10 protein-coding genes are annotated in these 16,326 nt (G+C 44.5%); 5 read left to right on the plus strand and 5 right to left on the minus strand.

The features are described 5' to 3' along the window. Positions 1-4: 4 nt before the first annotated feature. Positions 5-2,857: a TonB-dependent receptor domain-containing protein gene (locus HWQ47_RS18620; protein ID WP_269967558.1), complete on the minus strand. Its 2,853-nt coding sequence runs from the start codon at positions 2,855-2,857 to the stop codon at positions 5-7. Positions 2,858-3,071: 214 nt separating this feature from the next. Here HWQ47_RS18620 and HWQ47_RS18625 point away from each other — a divergent pair, with 214 nt between their 5' ends. The 4 genes from HWQ47_RS18625 to HWQ47_RS18640 all read left to right on the plus strand — a co-directional run bounded on the left by HWQ47_RS18625 (position 3,072) and on the right by HWQ47_RS18640 (position 7,979). Next, positions 3,072-4,796 (plus strand): Na+/H+ antiporter NhaC family protein, encoded by a 1,725-nt coding sequence (locus HWQ47_RS18625; RefSeq protein ID WP_269967559.1) that lies wholly within the window; start codon positions 3,072-3,074, stop codon positions 4,794-4,796. A gap of 39 nt (positions 4,797-4,835) precedes the next feature. Further along, positions 4,836-5,714 carry a LysR family transcriptional regulator gene (locus HWQ47_RS18630; protein WP_269967560.1) on the plus strand — a complete coding sequence of 293 codons (879 nt, stop codon included), beginning with the start codon at positions 4,836-4,838 and terminating at the stop codon, positions 5,712-5,714. Positions 5,715-5,835: 121 nt separating this feature from the next. Beyond that, a complete protein-coding gene (gene dgcN / locus HWQ47_RS18635; protein ID WP_269967561.1) occupies positions 5,836-6,915 on the plus strand; it encodes an N-acetyltransferase DgcN in 1,080 nt (359 codons plus the stop codon). Further along, positions 6,912-7,979, plus strand: coding sequence for a dipeptide epimerase (locus tag HWQ47_RS18640; RefSeq protein WP_269967562.1), 1,068 nt, complete (start codon positions 6,912-6,914; stop codon positions 7,977-7,979). The genes dgcN and HWQ47_RS18640 overlap by 4 nt, the downstream gene beginning before the upstream one ends. A gap of 2 nt (positions 7,980-7,981) precedes the next feature. On the opposite strand, the gene HWQ47_RS18645 is transcribed toward HWQ47_RS18640, so the two are convergent. Next, entirely contained in the window at positions 7,982-10,120 is a 2,139-nt protein-coding gene (locus HWQ47_RS18645; RefSeq protein WP_269967563.1) for a CapA family protein, read from the minus strand. Positions 10,121-10,372: 252 nt separating this feature from the next. On the opposite strand from HWQ47_RS18645, the gene HWQ47_RS18650 reads away from it, so the two are divergent. Next, the gene (locus HWQ47_RS18650; RefSeq protein WP_269967564.1) at positions 10,373-11,500 is read left to right on the plus strand and encodes a patatin-like phospholipase family protein; all 1,128 of its coding nucleotides are present in this window, start codon (positions 10,373-10,375) and stop codon (positions 11,498-11,500) included. Here the strand turns inward: HWQ47_RS18650 and HWQ47_RS18655 are convergent. The 3 genes from HWQ47_RS18655 to HWQ47_RS18665 form a co-directional block, all read right to left on the minus strand. After that, on the minus strand, positions 11,472-12,233 hold the full coding sequence (locus tag HWQ47_RS18655; RefSeq protein ID WP_269967565.1) for an SGNH/GDSL hydrolase family protein: 762 nt from the start codon (positions 12,231-12,233) through the stop codon (positions 11,472-11,474). The genes HWQ47_RS18650 and HWQ47_RS18655 overlap by 29 nt on opposite strands. Positions 12,234-12,275: 42 nt before the next feature. Beyond that, entirely contained in the window at positions 12,276-14,105 is a 1,830-nt protein-coding gene (locus HWQ47_RS18660; protein ID WP_269967566.1) for a DUF885 domain-containing protein, read from the minus strand. Between the two features lie 138 nt (positions 14,106-14,243). Further along, a complete protein-coding gene (locus HWQ47_RS18665) occupies positions 14,244-16,205 on the minus strand; it encodes a monovalent cation:proton antiporter family protein (RefSeq protein ID WP_269967567.1) in 1,962 nt (653 codons plus the stop codon). Between the last annotated feature and the right edge of the window lie 121 nt (positions 16,206-16,326).

The raw sequence follows: 16,326 nt of genomic DNA on the forward strand, positions 1-16,326 counted from the left end.
CAAGCTAGAATGACTTACTAAAGCTCATGTAAAAATATCGACCACGGTTTGAATGCAAACTGCCGAAGTAACCATGCGCTAACTCATCGGCCAAAGGTGGCTGTTCATCAGTGATATTTCTGACGCCTAAACGCAGCTTACTATTATCAAGGAAATGAGCCCCTTTAAAGCGATAATCAGCATAAAGGTTAATGGTTTCAAAGTTGTCGACGGGCAGCTTAATGACCTCATCATTGTCATCGGTATAGGTGGTACTTGTATCAATCACATCACTGATATAGTTGTAACTTACCCCTGCACCGATTTGATCTAAACGCCAATTAATTTCAGCTCTTCCACGCCACTCAGGGCGGCCATTTTCTTTGATTAGGTCACCCGCACCCGCTACGGTTCTATCAGCAGGAACCGCTGGATTACCCGCCTCCTGCGCCGCAATCAGCTCAGCTGAAATGGGGTCTGCATCCTGATAAAACTTAATCAGATGAGCCACATTAGCTGAGAAATCCCATTCACCGATATCCGTTTCGAGTGAATATAGGAAACTGAAATCAACACCTTCAATATCACGAATGTTCAGGTTTAAATAATCGTTATTGATCTGTATCACTTCCATGGTGCTGTCATCACGGATCACCGCAGGATTTGATGATCCTTGACTGCGAAGTAGTGAGTCATAGAGCAGATGAGACGAGCCAGGTAAGATACCGACAATGTTCTTCTGCTCTATCTGCCAGTAATCTGCCGTAAAGGTAAAATTACTGGTTGGGTTAAACACAAAACCAATTGAGCTATTCACCGACTCTTCTGGTTTTAGATCGGTGGAGCCGCTGCGAATATCGATGATGCCATAAGTCTCATCCAATATAGGATCATAGAGTCCATTACTTCTTGGCACCCCTTCGGCACTCACTTGTGGCAGACCTGGCGCTCTAAATCCACCAGCATAAGAAGCACGAATACTTAACCAATCAATCGGTTCCCAGTAAAGCGCTACTTTAGGTTTAGCGGCCGAGCCCACATCGGAGAAATGTTCATAACGTCCAGCTATCTGTAACTCGATGTATTGTGAATAAGAATCCAATAGCGGGATTAACAGCTCAGCATAAACTGAGGCAACGTTTCTTGCGGCATCTGAGTTTGGCGTATGACTTGAACCCAAAACATCGCTGCCAGAAAGTTCTTCGCCGGTGACCGAGTCAATAAAAGGGTTACTGCCATTTAACAGAGGATCACGAATATCTTCAAAGGTTTCTCTGCGGTATTCCACACCCATCGCAAGCCCTATATCACCTGAAGGCAAGCTCCAGAGTTGACCGTTACTCACCTTAAAGTCCACCGACGCTAAGCTCGTTTTCCCGTCACGTTGCACATCAACCATAAACTGATCGATCACCCCTTGAGGGTTTAACGTTCCATCCCCTGCATTGAGATTATTGATATCCCCGCCGTTAAAGATATTGTAAGCAAGATCAGGATTGGTACTGTTTACCGCGGCTTGAAATTTACTTGCCTGCACACGATTAGCAATATCGTTAGTTTCAGCTGCTGTATAGAACATCGCACTGTTCCAGTCCCAGTCACCAAAGTTGCCATCAAAACCTGCCAGAATACGGTAACTGGTATTTTCCACATGAATCATTCTCGGCCCTGCATCTATCGGACGATAACGTCGAACGTCCACATCCTCTCCAAACGGGTTGTAGTAGGCATTCTCATCGATGGTAAATCTCTGAGCCGTTAAGTTACCAGCCTGCTCACGGGTTCGTTCTGAATTAGCCTTGTAATAAGTAACTTCTGAAAAGAACTCCAGAGAATCACTTAACTCATGGGTTGCGTAACCATAGAAGTTGAGTCTATCGACATCTGAAACCAAAGAGCGGGTGGTACCACGATCGAAACGCAACTCTCTTGATAGGCTGCCTTTATCGGCGCAGATCCCATTGCCTAGATCCTGAACACATCCATCCATGCTGTCGGGCTGAATGTGAAAAGTTTTTAACGAACCACTTCTAAACTCCCCCCAAGGAGTTGTGGTGGTACGGTTATCAAGCTGAGTATCACCAATAAAGCCTGCGGGCAGTGTAGGATACTCACGTAGATCATGGCTTTTGGCATAATCTCGCTCAGATGCCATCATGCCTTCTCTGTCAAAATAACTTAATGAGCCAGTAAGGTGGGTCTTGCCTTCGTTAAGTGATACCCCGCCTAAATAGCTTACTGTTCCTTCCCGCAAAGAGGTGCCTTCAGAACCCCCATAGGAGAAAGAAACTTTATGTCCTTCATAGTCATCTTTTAATTTATAGTTAACCACGCCAGCAACGGCATCTGAGCCATAAATAGCAGCGGCACCATCACGCAACACCTCTACTGAACGCAAACCAGAAATAGGAAGTGCGTTTGAGTTAACCGTTGTGACTGGCACAAAGTTTTCGGTCTGAGTGCCTGGATGAGTAACAACACGACGACCATTGAGCAAGGTTAAGGTATTGCCAGTCCCTAGCCCCCTAAGGTTGATCGACGCCACATCTCCGCGGGCATCATTAACGCCACCATTACCAGTTGACGCGCCAAAATTAACCTCCCCCATCTGCGGAATTTGGCGTAAAAGGTCATCGCCTGACATCGCCATTGTGTTTTCAATATCTTCCTCTGTCAGTGTGGTCACAGGGAGTGAGCCACTGTCGACAGCACGTTTAATGTTGGAGCCAACCACACTCACACGTTCAATCGATTTCTCCGCAGTCTGTTTATCTTCTTCCTCAGCAGCTAGCGCATTTGCCGCTAATGCACTGCATAGGCAGGCACTTAAATAACTTAATTTCAGTCCAACACCATAGCTCTTCTTATTATTGTTCATTTAGCTTTTCCCTTCCTATTTTACCTAGCTCACTTCATACCGGCTTTATCTGTTATTTCCTGACACTTACACTGAATAAACTCAGATAACATTACAAATACCAGTTGCTAACCATGGTATAACCTTAGGTTATACTTTTGTAGCGAAATAAGTCGAGAAATGTTAATTTAACTCAGTAAACTTGATCTCAATAATTAAAAATATAAAAGAGACGATGATGAGAAAAAACCAGACAACAGCACTTTTTATGCTGATATTTGGCCTGCTTGCAGGTATTTTTTGCCACCACTATATCGATAAGCAGTGGTTAGAAAGAGCTGTTAGCTATGAACTTTATTCGAACCTCGATGATCAACTCGCTTATAAATTTAAAGGCAAGGAGATACTCGTAGGAGAACTGACTCCCTATCAACTCTCCCCTTTATCCCAAGAAAATCTAGATAAGCTTGAAGCTGAGCCGAGTATTGAACAACAGTGGGTACAGGACTCTCAAGGATCAATACGCCTACTCAAACCTGCATTTCACTTTGGGATCTGGTCGCTACTGCCCGCTTTCATTACGGTCTGTTTATGCTTACTGACCCGTGAACCGCTAGTATCACTATTGACTGGCATCATAGTGGGGGCGTTTATGTTGGGACAATTCGATGTCGTCGATAAAGTCCTCATTCCAAACTTAGCCAGCGAAGGTACGGCGAGCTTATTACTGCTCTATCTGTGGCTACTGGGAGGACTGTTAGGGATCTGGACCAAGACTGGCGCGGCACAAGCCTTTGCTGATTATATGGCCAAGCATTTTGTTAAAGGGCCTAAAAGTGCCAAATTAGTCACTTGGTTTCTTGGAGTGCTCTTTTTTCAAGGTGGTACCATGAGTACCGTGCTTGTTGGCACAACGGTACGACCTTTAGCTGACAAAGCCAAAGTGAGTCACGAAGAGATGAGCTACATTGTTGACTCTACCGCCTCTCCCATCGCCGCAGTGCTCGCTTTTAATGCCTGGCCCGCTTATGTTCAAGCACTCATTTTTGTACCAGGTGTGACCTTTCTTGCGACTGAATCGGATAGGTTGAGTTTCTTTTTTAGCAGCATCCCCTTTAGTTTTTACGGTATTTTTGCCGTCATAGGCACCCTACTACTCAGCTTAAACATCACCAAGTTTTCGGGTAAACGCATTCAACAAGCTCACCAAAGAGCAGCAACAACAGGCGAGCTTGATGCACCTGGCGCTAGGCCTTTGAGCGCCAAAGAGCTACAAGCAGTTGCAGTACCAGCCAATTATCGACCCAATATGCTGGAGTTTGTTGTCCCTCTAGTCTGTCTAATTGGTATCGCGATAGGCACTTTTGTTGCATTAGGCTCACCTAAAGTTAACTGGGCATTCACCGCTGCACTGTTACTTTCTAGCGGTATCGCGTTGTTCAAGGGAATGAGCTTGAACGATCTCATTGATGGCTTTGGCACAGGACTTAAAGGCGTCGTACTCGCTTCAGTGATTTTAATGTTAGCGGTGATCATCGGCAGCATTAGTAAGCAAATTGGTGGCGGTCTGTACCTAGTGTCACTGTTGGCCGAGCAATTACCCTATTGGCTGGTACCATTGACCTTACAGCTGATCACCATGCTCATCGCTTTCTCTACTGGTACCAGTTGGGGAACTTACGCTATCGCATTTCCCCTAGCGATGCCGCTGGCATGGGAAATATCTCAAGTTCAAGGGTTGGCTAACCCAGAGCTTTATTTAATGGTCTGCTTTGCCACAGTATTAAATGGCAGTATCTATGGCGATCAATGCTCCCCAATCTCAGATACTACCGTATTGAGCGCCATGACGACTGGCTGCGATCTTATGGACCATGTAAAATCCCAAATCGTCCCCGCGTCACTTGCGGCCGCGATGGCTGCAATCCTTTGGACTGCTTTGGTGTACTTCTTTGTTTAAGGCAAAGGGGGATTTATTCAATTATAAAGAGGTAAATACATGAGACTGAGACACATAGAGATATTTCACGCCATCTATACCACTGGCTCTATCACCAATGCAGCAAAAATTCTGCATGTGTCTCAACCCTCAGTCAGTAAAGTGCTGTCACACGCCGAGCTGCAGTTGGGGTTTCAGCTCTTCAACCGAGTAAAAGGGCGATTGACGCCCACCGAGGAAGCAAAAATATTGTTCGACGATGTTGATAAGATCTATCAACAATTGAGATCGATTAAAAACACCGCTAACAATATTAAAAAGTCAGAGTTTGGTAGTATCAAAATTGGGCTTACACCAGCACTCGGTTTTGACAGTATTCCAGCCGCTGTGGCCAACTTTCATCGTGACCACCCGGCAGTGAATATTCAGTTGCAGACTATTCACAATGAATCAGTGATGCACACCTTGCTCGAAAGAAAGTGCGATCTTGCCATTGTCTTCTCCCCGGATAAACAACCCGGCCTCAATGAGATAGAGCTGGCGCGTTCAGAACTCACCATCGTTTACCCCAAGGCACTGTTTCCACACTGTCCCACTAAACTGTCCTTCGCAGAGCTGAGCAAACATGAATTTATCGACATTGGGGATAGTGGCCCACTTGGGGATCTACTCTGGACTCGAATGCTTGAAGAAAATGTCAACATAACCCCGAATATTAGAGTTCAAACCTACTTCATTGCAGCCAGAATTGTGGCACAAAATATTGGCCTATGTGTGGTCGATAAATTTACTGCCCTTGGCAATTTATCCCCAAATACAGCAATGGCTTCATTCGACCCACCATTAGAGTTTAGTATCAGTGCGTTACACTTAGAGAACAGCAATTTATCTTCCGCTAACAAAGCGTTTTTAAATTATTTAACCAGTGTAATATCATAGCGTTACCACAACCTATAACCTTAAGTTATAGTCATGATAACTCTTTCAAATTTATCCAGATTATAGATCCGCTAAGCTGTAATTAATAACAATTACACTTAATAACAAGGGTCATCATCCCATGATAAAAGCTCCCTATCTCCTCTTTATCGGCGATGCAACAGACAAACTATCGATCAAAATGGCACAAGGCGCTGTCGACTGGAGTCCAGAGCAGTGCTTAGGCGAACTCAGCGTTACAGGCTGCACCGTCACAACCGGCCTACCACAAATGACCATAGCTCAAGCTGCAACAATGGGGGCTAAATCGTTTGTGTTAGGCTTTGCCAATAGCGGTGGCGTACTCGACGCCAAATGGCACGAAGTGATTAAGCAGGCACTCGAACAAGGGTTAGATATTGTCAGTGGATTACATGAAAAGTTAGCCAATATTGAAGTATTAGCTCAACTTGCAGATAACTTAGGCAGGCAACTTATCGATATCCGCCACCCCCAGCAATCATTTAAAACTGGCACTGGCGAAAAACGCAATGGTAAACGCTTACTTACCGTGGGAACGGACTGCTCAGTAGGAAAGATGTACACCTCTCTTGCCTTAGAAAAAGAGATGAGAGCCCAACAACTTGATGTTGACTTTAGGGCCACGGGTCAATGCGGGATCCTGATAAAAGGTCAGGGAGTGGCTATCGACTGTGTCGTATCTGACTTTATCTCTGGTGCAACGGAATCATTATCCCCCGATAACAGGAGTGAACATTGGGATATTATTGAGGGACAAGGCTCGCTATCACACCCTGCATTTGCCGGTGTCAGCTTAGGCTTACTCCATGGATCACAGCCCGATGCAATCGTAATTTGTCATGCCCTTAATCGCAGCCATATGCGTGGACTGCCTAATAGTCAGTTCCCCTCAATAGCTGACACCATCAACTTAAACTTACAGGCCGCTAGGCTCACTAACCCCAATGTTTATGTCGCTGGTATCGCAATAAACACCTCAAGTGTCACTATCGATAAGGGGCAAGAGATCTGCCGTGCTATCGGCCAAGAGTTCGGCTTAGCCTGCGCTGATCCTCTGCGTGATGGTGTTGCAAGTATCGTTAATCATTTACAACAACCCCCACCTAAGGTAACGACGGCTAATGATGGCTCGCTGAAAAATCACCCAGCAGAAATAACAGACATGGCGAAAAGAGCATGATCAGTTCAACTAAACTGCTCCACTTCTACGGAGAGGATTTTGAGCTACTCGCCGTTCAACAGTCAATTCCTCTTAAACAGGTATTTAGAATTGCTCGCGGTGCAAAAAACACCGCACAAGTGATTGTGGTCATCGTTAAATACCAAGGACTTATCGGATGGGGCGAGTCAGTCCCCTATCGTCGATATGGTGAAACTGTTGCGAGCGCCATATTGGCCATCAAAGCCGTCTGTACTCATGCTAAACAGTTCACAGAACTTGCCGACGCTATCTCAACCCATAGCCAAGGCGCTGCGCAAAATGCACTGGACTGTGCCTATTTAGATCTCCAAGCTAAAATAACCGGTAAAACAGCAAATGTTCGCTTTAATCTGCCAAACACACGAGCAGTGATAACAGCCCAAACCTTGAGCATAGACACCCCAGAGGCAATGGCCGAAGCAGCTAGACTGTTAATAAAGTCGCCACTCATTAAGGTTAAACTCGACAATATCGACATTATTGACAAGATGACTGCTATCCACAATATGGCTCCCCATAGCCAGTTTATTGTGGACGCGAATGAGGCGTGGTCTATCGAAGATCTACGACAATGTGCAGAGGAACTCGCTGCGCTAAACGTGGTACTGATTGAACAACCCTTACCCGCTGGAAATGATGAAGCACTCACAGGCTTAAATATCGATATTGCGCTGTGCGCCGATGAGTCTTGTCATACTGTTAAGGATCTTCCTTTCCTGTCTGGCAAGTATGACGTGGTCAATATCAAACTTGATAAAACAGGCGGATTGACCGAAGCGGTCACACTCGCAGCACAAGCCAAACTGATGGGGTTTGACATCATGCTCGGTTGCATGGTGGGCAGTTCACTGGCCATGGCGCCAGCATTTTTGCTCAGTCCTTTTGCTAAATACATCGACCTTGACGGCCCCTTATTGGTCAAAGAGGACAGGCTGGTGAGTTTCGAGATTGATAATGGCTTAATGCAACCCTTTAACGAACAGCTTTGGGGAGGCGTTAACCCAGAGATCAACATTGAAGCGAATCAACTACTTGAACTTTAAGACTAGTTAAATTGCAGCACCACAGGTTGCGAAGCCGCCTGATTGAAACCAATCACACTCGCTTGCGTCTCGCCAAAATGAAAACCATTAGGCTCAGAGTTACTGCTGTAAGCGCTTTGCCACTCGATTAACGAGAAGTCATCAAATGCAATGATCTGGCTCTGTGCCTGACTATCTTGAGTTGTTGACACGATCTCGACTAGGACTCGATAGCTTTTATATCCAATTCTTGGCGAGTTAAAATCAGCAGCGATGCTCTGCCAGCCCTCTTTGCCCGACACTTTGACGGATTTAATCAGCTGTTTTTCACTGTTTTTAAAAGCATCAAAGAGTTTCTGCCGCGTTTTACGCCCTTGCCAGTAAAAGTTCAGCGTCACCGGTGTCGCCGTATTAACCTGAGTGTGCGCTGTCATGGGTGAACTGGAGTTATAAACTCGTCTAAAGTGCTTCATCCCTAACCAGGCGCTATTATCTAGTGTTAATTCAAGGCTAGTATTACCACTTAGCTTTTTTCCCTCTTTACTCTCACCTAGATTCAATCGATTGCTTTTGGCATCAATAAGCCAAGTGCGGTCGCTAGTATTAAAATCAGCATAGTGTTCAAAATCACTGCCATTGATAAGGTTGACCCCGAGTCGATATTGCAGTTGTTCATCCTTCATCTCAACGCTTGTGAGTCTGTCTCCCCAATGTGAGGCTGCGAGACTAAATAGCACATTTTTACCACTAGGCTGAACAGTTTTACTGTATTGAGCTTTTAACGTCTCTTTATTCTCAGACTCGATAACACCGTGGCCGCCGGACGTGCTGATATAGGTGTTTCGCTTTTCTGAAAGTTCAGATAAACGTTTCATCACATAATGTCGTTGTAAACCGACGGCGGGGGTGGGCTTGTAGCCTTTTAGGTAGATAGGAACAATCTCAGCACGGTGAAATTCTCCTTCATCAAGCCATACGTACAAGATAAAGCTGAGTTGTGTCGAATTAAAGTTTTGATCGAATATGAAATTTCCCATGGAGTAAGCAATCAAGCGGTTTTGGTACAATTCCAGCCCTTGAGCAACATGAGGGTGATGGGCTATAGCAAGCGATGCACCCACATCAATCGCAGATTTAAGCCTCTGCTCCGTAACGCCTGTAGGCTCGTTTTTATACTCTAAGCTGCCATGGTATTGCACCACAGTATGACGACTGCCTTTCGTTTCCCGTATCACGGTAGAAACGATATTCTCTAAACTACCGTATGCGGCGCCGCCATGATCTGCTGTTGCTGCTTGACCGACTTTGGCACCGCCTTCCCACCCGACATACCCCAACATAGAAAATGGCTGACCATTGATTGTTTCCCAGTGAGCTTTTAATGCATCATTAGATGTTTTACCCGCTCCTGAATAGCCGAGCTGGCTCTGTGAAAGGTGTTTCAGCGTAGAATCTAGTCCAGACTCTAGATAGTCATAGGTGTGATTATTGCCTAAAGTCACGTAGTCAATTCCAGCCCAAGTGAGTGCTGATAGCAACGCGGGCTGACTAAAGAACACCACCGACTTTTTAGCCTTCTTCTTAGGTGTTTCGCTCGCAATTTGAGTCTCAAGATTAACCGCTGCTAGATCAGCCAAACTCATATATGGCTTCATCTGTTCCACGACTTGTCGACTGTCATCTAACAGACTCTCATCATGAAGCAGCTCAGGATCATCAAAATAAGGCTTAAAGAATCGTCTGCCCATCATGACATCACCACCAAACGCTAACATGACACGGCCCAATCTTCTCTCTGTTAACTTGATGGCCGGAATAGTACCGCCATTTTGCAACAACTCACTCAGACTAAATGAGTGAATAGAGGAGTAAAAACCTTGGCTATCGAGTACTAACTGAAATAGCGGCTCAGGCAGCATGATGGTAAAACGCCCATCCGCATCTGTGGTCACATTGCGAGTGCTAACCTTTGTACTTGTGCTAGCTAAACCAATATCTTGCACTTCAATAACAACGCCTTTAATGGGTCGAGAAGCATCATCGATCACTCGACCCTGTACTGAGATCACGTCACTCAGTACAGGCTGGCTAAACAGGGCAATAAAAAGAAAAAAACTAAACCAGCTGATCTTAATAGGTGTAGCGATAATTGACATATGCATAGATAATTACATTGTTATTATTATTAACTTTTACCATAAAAGAATTAACACGTTACCGCCAGTGATCTCCATGCCATTCTAAGCTCAATGTATACCCTAAGGTTATGAATCACTCTCGATGATTTACTGAAAAACAACTTCACATCGCTATTTTAGTCATCACAATTGAGCGACATCGAATAATTATCTTGATTTGAAATTAGATATTAGCTTTACTAACTGTAAATAAAGAATAATTTTCATGGAGTGAAAATGCCAGATAAAACAGCATTAGTTCTTGGCGGCGGTGGGGCACGGGCGGCTTATCAAATAGGCGTACTTAAAGCCATCGTTCAGTTATACCCCAGAAATCATGGCATCCCATTTAAGATTATCTGTGGAACTTCTGCTGGTGCCATTAATGGGACCTCAATTGCTACTCATGCGTCCTGTTTTCACTTAGGTGTCAGAAAACTCGAATGGGTTTGGCGTAATTTTCATACTGAGAAAGTATACAGTGCATCTATCTCAGGCGTATTAAAGCACTTAAGCAAAATGCTACTGATGAGCGTGCAAGATGACAAGGTCAATACCAACGCCGGTAGTCTATTTAATAGTGAACCACTGCGGGGCTTACTCGATAACTTGATCAACTTTACTCGTATTGACAGAAATATTGGCAGCGGAGCGCTAAACGCCCTAAGTATCGATGCCTCCTGTTATAACTCCTCTCGTTCAGTCACTTTTTTTCAGGGTAGCCATGATATCCCCGAATGGCAAAGAGACCGACGCAGTGGCCAACGTACTCAGTTAAACACCGATCATCTGCTTGCCAGCTCTGCTATTCCGCTTGTTTTTCCCTCAGTAAAACTCAATCAAGACTATTACGGCGATGGTTCGGTCCATCAGCTAGCCCCCTTAAGCAGCCCTATTCACTTAGGCGCAAAGAAGATATTTGTGATCAACCTTGAGAGCCCTCATAAACATCTCTCCCAAGAAGTGGACCACCATCCCAAAACAGCCACCATCGCAGGTCACCTACTGGATACTATCTTTTCTGACACCTTGAATAGTGACTTAGAGCGACTAGAACGGATAAATAACACTCTCGCATTGATCCCCAAAGAGGACGCGAAAAAACTCCCCTTAGCCAATATTCAGACGTTAGTGATTAAACCCAGTGAAGACTTAAGTAAACTTGCCTCTCGCTATTATAACGAGATGCCCTTTGCGGTGAGAGCAATGCTAAGGCCCATAGGCATTAATCAACAGACAGATTCAAGTATCGTCTCTTATCTGCTTTTCGAACGCTCTTATTGCAGTGCCTTGATCGACTTAGGTTATCAGGATGCCATGTGTCAAATTGATGAAATTAGAGATTTTTTTGAGATAAAGAAATAATTGCACATTTCTCATTAATACCTTTTTGAATCATTTCTGCGGCGGTCACTCCCCAGATTTCATAGGAAACTTCACTCGGGTGAAATCCATCTTTCGCCAAACCGCTTTGCTGTAAATCAGCAACTCGGTGAAGTTTGTGACTTATATCGATAAAGCCACAGCCTTTATTGAGATGAACAAAATGCGCTAAGCTACGATTGAACGCTTGCGCTCTTTTGCCTAAAAACCAACGAAGAGGATTAGGTAATAAGGGGAACTGCTCCATTGGGGGAACTGATGTAAACCAAATTTGTTTGGTTTGGAATTGTTTTTGGAGCAGTTGACTCAATATGAGTAGTTGCTTACTCCATTTCACTGTACTTACAGGACTAAGAACATCATTCACGCCGATTGAAAGCAACACCAGATCAAACTGCTTAGCTTCTATCGTCGTTAACCTTTGAATAAGATCTGCCGTGGTGTCCCCTGATTGCGCTACCAAGGACCAAGATACACTATGCTCTTTTGCCAATTCTCGAGTAAAATAGCCCACCAACGCCTGCTCTTGATGATCAACACCAACCCCAGCAGCAGCTGAATCCCCCGCCACCAGAACACTTAATGCTGAACCCGACCCAAGCGTTCCACATCGTTCACCATTTGCCTCAGGTAAAACTAGGCTTGTTCGACGAACACAGTACCCCTGAAAAACAAACAGGGGCACAAGCAGGACAAAAACAATATAGTGGAACATCAAGTGCTTCTAGTCTCTAAAAATATAACCAAACGACTCAACCTAACTAGGCTGCGCAGTTTGAGCGATATACTTGTCGACTAAACGTTCGAGAATATCTAAAGGTACGGGACCATTTTTTAAGACCACATCATGGAAATCCCTCAGATTAAACTTATCTCCCAAGGCTAATTGCGCTTTATCCCGCAGGGCTAAGATTTTCATCATCCCAACCTTATAAGAGGTCGCCTGACCTGGCATCACAATATAACGTTCAATTTCGGAAACCACATCACTGGTGGCCATACCGGTATTGAGCTTCATATATTCAATGGCTTGCTCACGAGTCCAGCGTTTTTCATGGATCCCGGTATCCACCACTAAGCGTACCCCTCTGAATAACTCCGCCTGCAATCTACCGACATTATCAAAAGGATCATCCTGAAAACCTAGCTCCCAAGCTACACGTTCAGAGTAAAGTGCCCAGCCTTCACTATAAGCTGTAAATGGAGCCATTTTACGAATAAAAGGCATCCCCTCCAGCTCCATAGCAACGGCAACCTGAAAATGATGACCAGGGATTGCTTCATGGTAAGCAAGAGTGCGCATACCATATTTAGGTGTCGCCTTAATATCGTATAAATTAGCAAAGAAACGACCGGGACGACTGCCATCAATAGCGGGCTGTTGATAATAGGCTCCCGGTGCTGTTTTTTCTTTAAATTCTGGGATCCGCACCACCTCCATTCCAGCTTCCGGGCGAATTCTAAACGCATCATCCAGCCCCCCATTGATCTCATCGAGAATCGTTTGATAATCAACTAAAATCTGGGCTCTACCCGCATCACTGTCTTCATAATAAAACTGTGGATCCGCGGCCAATGTTTCAATCGCAGCCGAGAAACCATGTGTAATGTCAAATCCTTCAGCTGCTAATATAGTGAGTATCTCACTTTGAATACGCGCCACTTCTGCCAAACCCATATTATGAATTTCATCGGCAGTATAGTCAGTAGTGGTGAAAAAATTCAGTGAAAGTTGATACGCTTCATTGCCATTGGGAAGACGCCACAAACCATCATCGGTTCCAGCTTTATCCGCCAACGCTGAAAAGTAGTCGATAAACAAACCGTAAGCTGGATACACATATTCACGGATATTATCCTCAGCTAATGTGAGTAGTTCAGCTTGTTTCTTAATAGGAATATCTTGAGTATCTGCCAGTTTTGTTTTTAAAGAGACATAGAGAATATTGTCCTTAATCGGTGTCTCGACAAACTCTGTCATCTCCGTTAACACGCGATCAATAACAAATCGAGGAGGAATGATCCCATTAAGCTCTCTGACCCTCAGGCCAAGCAAGTTCTGTTCAAATTTAAGTTTTACTTTCTCTAATCTAGAAAGGTAATTTTCGGCATCCTCAACCGTCTCTACCCTATGCTGAGCTTCCATAAAGCTAGGATAGCCATTTTGAACCCCAAACAGCTGATTAACAGGGTAATTATGATAACGATAGGCTTCGGCTTTAGCTGAAAAGTCAAGCAGGTATAGCGCTATCTCTTTCGACAATAGCTGATTTTCATCTAAATCTGCGTCTTCATAGCTCAATAAGGTTTCATGTATGACATCAAGTTCGGCAAATAACTCATCGGTCTTCTCAGGTCTGTCGTCATCGAGATCCGCGTTGTGACTTTTTATTCCTACAGACTCAAGGAAACCTAGTGAAGTTAATGTTTCTGGGCTATCAAAGGCAATTTTAATTAACGTGCGATCTAAAAAAGCACGAAAGAAAAACGGTTTCTTAGCGTACCATTCATGTGTAGCGAGTGCGGCACCTGAAACTAAGAGGATTAATAAGGCTAATCCGGTGTATTTTAATATTTTTTTAAACATGACAATCCCTGTTACTGTCTATTATCGCAACTAGGCTAACACCATACTCATGCATTTAACAGACTGACAACAGCGACTAAAAGTAACAAAATATTGAAGCAACATCTTCTCGTTCAAGTATAAATTAACTGAAACAACTTACCCTTGTAGTAAATAGTGTTCAGCCTTCTCTATCCGTCTCGGTTTACCGAGTAAAATCAATGTATCGGACGAGCGAATTTTCCAATCAAGTTCAGGTTTTTCTATTTCAGCCCCACCGCGTCTCACCGCCCTCAATTCAACCCTGAGTTTACCCCAAGGGATCTCGGCTAAAGTGAGTCCGACAGCATTCGCACCTTTTGGTAACGCCACAGCATGTAGATGTTCTAAGGTAAAATCAGTTTCAGATCCGGAGAAGAAACCATGCAGATAGCGGTAATGGTTACGGCGTTCAAACTCAAGCCGTTTGAGGATCCGATTCAAAGGTACACCACATTGATACAGCACCTGAGAAACTAACATTAAGCTGCCTTCTAAACTTTCTGGTATCACTTGGCTAGCGCCAGCGGCCTCAAGTTCTGCCAGATTACTATCATCGCGTGTTCGCACCAAAATTTTTGCATCGGGAGCCAAGTATCGACATAAAGGCAACACTTCTTCAAGTAGGCGATTATCACTGAAGGTTAATACGATCAACTTGGCCTCTTTAATTTTGGCCTGTTTCAAAATACTGCGTTTACAAACGTCACCAAAATAGACCGGCTCACCAGCTTTTCTAGCCTCAGAAACCCGAGTAGGATCCAGATCCAACACCAAAAAAGGCACGGCTTCTGTCTTCATGAACCTAGCGATTGTTTGACCGACCCGACCATACCCTAAGATCAGCACCAAATCTTTTTCATGGTCTTCATCATGTTCAATACTTGGCACGATTAAGGGGGCTTCAATCTCTTTCGCTCTAGCACCCTGCATTATGCGAGCAATATCGACACTATGGCGTACAAGCCAAGGAGCAAGTGCCATAGACATAACAGCGACCATGACCAACTTAGTACTTAACACAATATCCAGTAAGCTGTAATTGACCGCTAATGCCAACACTACAAAACTAAACTCTCCCACCTGAGCTAAAGTCAAAGCCGTCGCGACGGATATCCCAAACGATTCTCGAGCAAACCTAAGTAACGCAAATATCACTAAGGCTTTACCCAAAATCACTGTGAACAATAAAATTAAGATCTCTCCCCAAAAATCGATAACTAAAGAGAAATCCATTAACATGCCAATTGAGATGAAAAAGAGTCCCATCAGCAGATCCCTAAAGGGACGAATATCCGCCTCTAACTGCCCCTTATATTGACTTTCGCCTAAGAGCATTCCCGCCAAAAACGCCCCTAATGCCATTGATAGGCCAAGCCATTGCGTTAAGGCTCCTGTGAGTAATGCAACCACTAAGGTTGACAGCATAAAAAGTTCATTGGAACGAGAACGAGCCACCTCATCAAACATTCTCGGTAAGCCCCACTTACCAAAGGCCATCAAGGCTGCAAAGATTAGCCCGCCTTCAGCCATTGCCCAGGCCACATTTCCAAAAGAGAGCACATCGCCACCTGATGCCAACAGGGGGAGCAGAATTAATAAAGGGACGACAGCCAGATCCTGAAATAAAAGTACACTGACAGACAGCTCGCCATGGCGACGCCTTAACCAGCCTTGTTCATTAAGGAGTTTTAACACTATAGCTGTGGAGGATAACGCAATCGCAGAGCCAACAACTACGGACTCAACAATGGATAATGAGCTAAGCAATGCGATACAGGTCGCCAGCACAGTTGTGATCACCATCTGAGCACTGCCTAACCCAAATACTGTCCGCCTCATGGCCCACAGCCTAGGCAAAGAAAACTCAAGCCCCAGACTAAACATAAGCAATACTACACCCAGTTCGGCCACCGATTGCATCTGTTGCTGGCTAAACCAATTAAACCCCGAAGGCCCACTTATCACCCCTGTGAGTAAATAAGCCAAGATCGCTGGCAGTCCCGCTCGTCTCAATATGGCTATGGAGATGATGGCAATCACAAGCATCATGAGTACTTGAATAAGAAAGCTATGTTCCATGCTAAATTCTCCTCCAGTCAAAAAACTGACTAACCGATTATCCTACCGACATCAGAAAGAGTAACTGAATGACAAATAAAGACAAATTTAATTAACAAAAACTTGGGCACGCATATTGCTT

This window comes from Shewanella sp. MTB7 (genome assembly GCF_027571385.1).
In the GTDB taxonomy this organism is placed as follows: Bacteria; Pseudomonadota; Gammaproteobacteria; order Enterobacterales; family Shewanellaceae; genus Shewanella.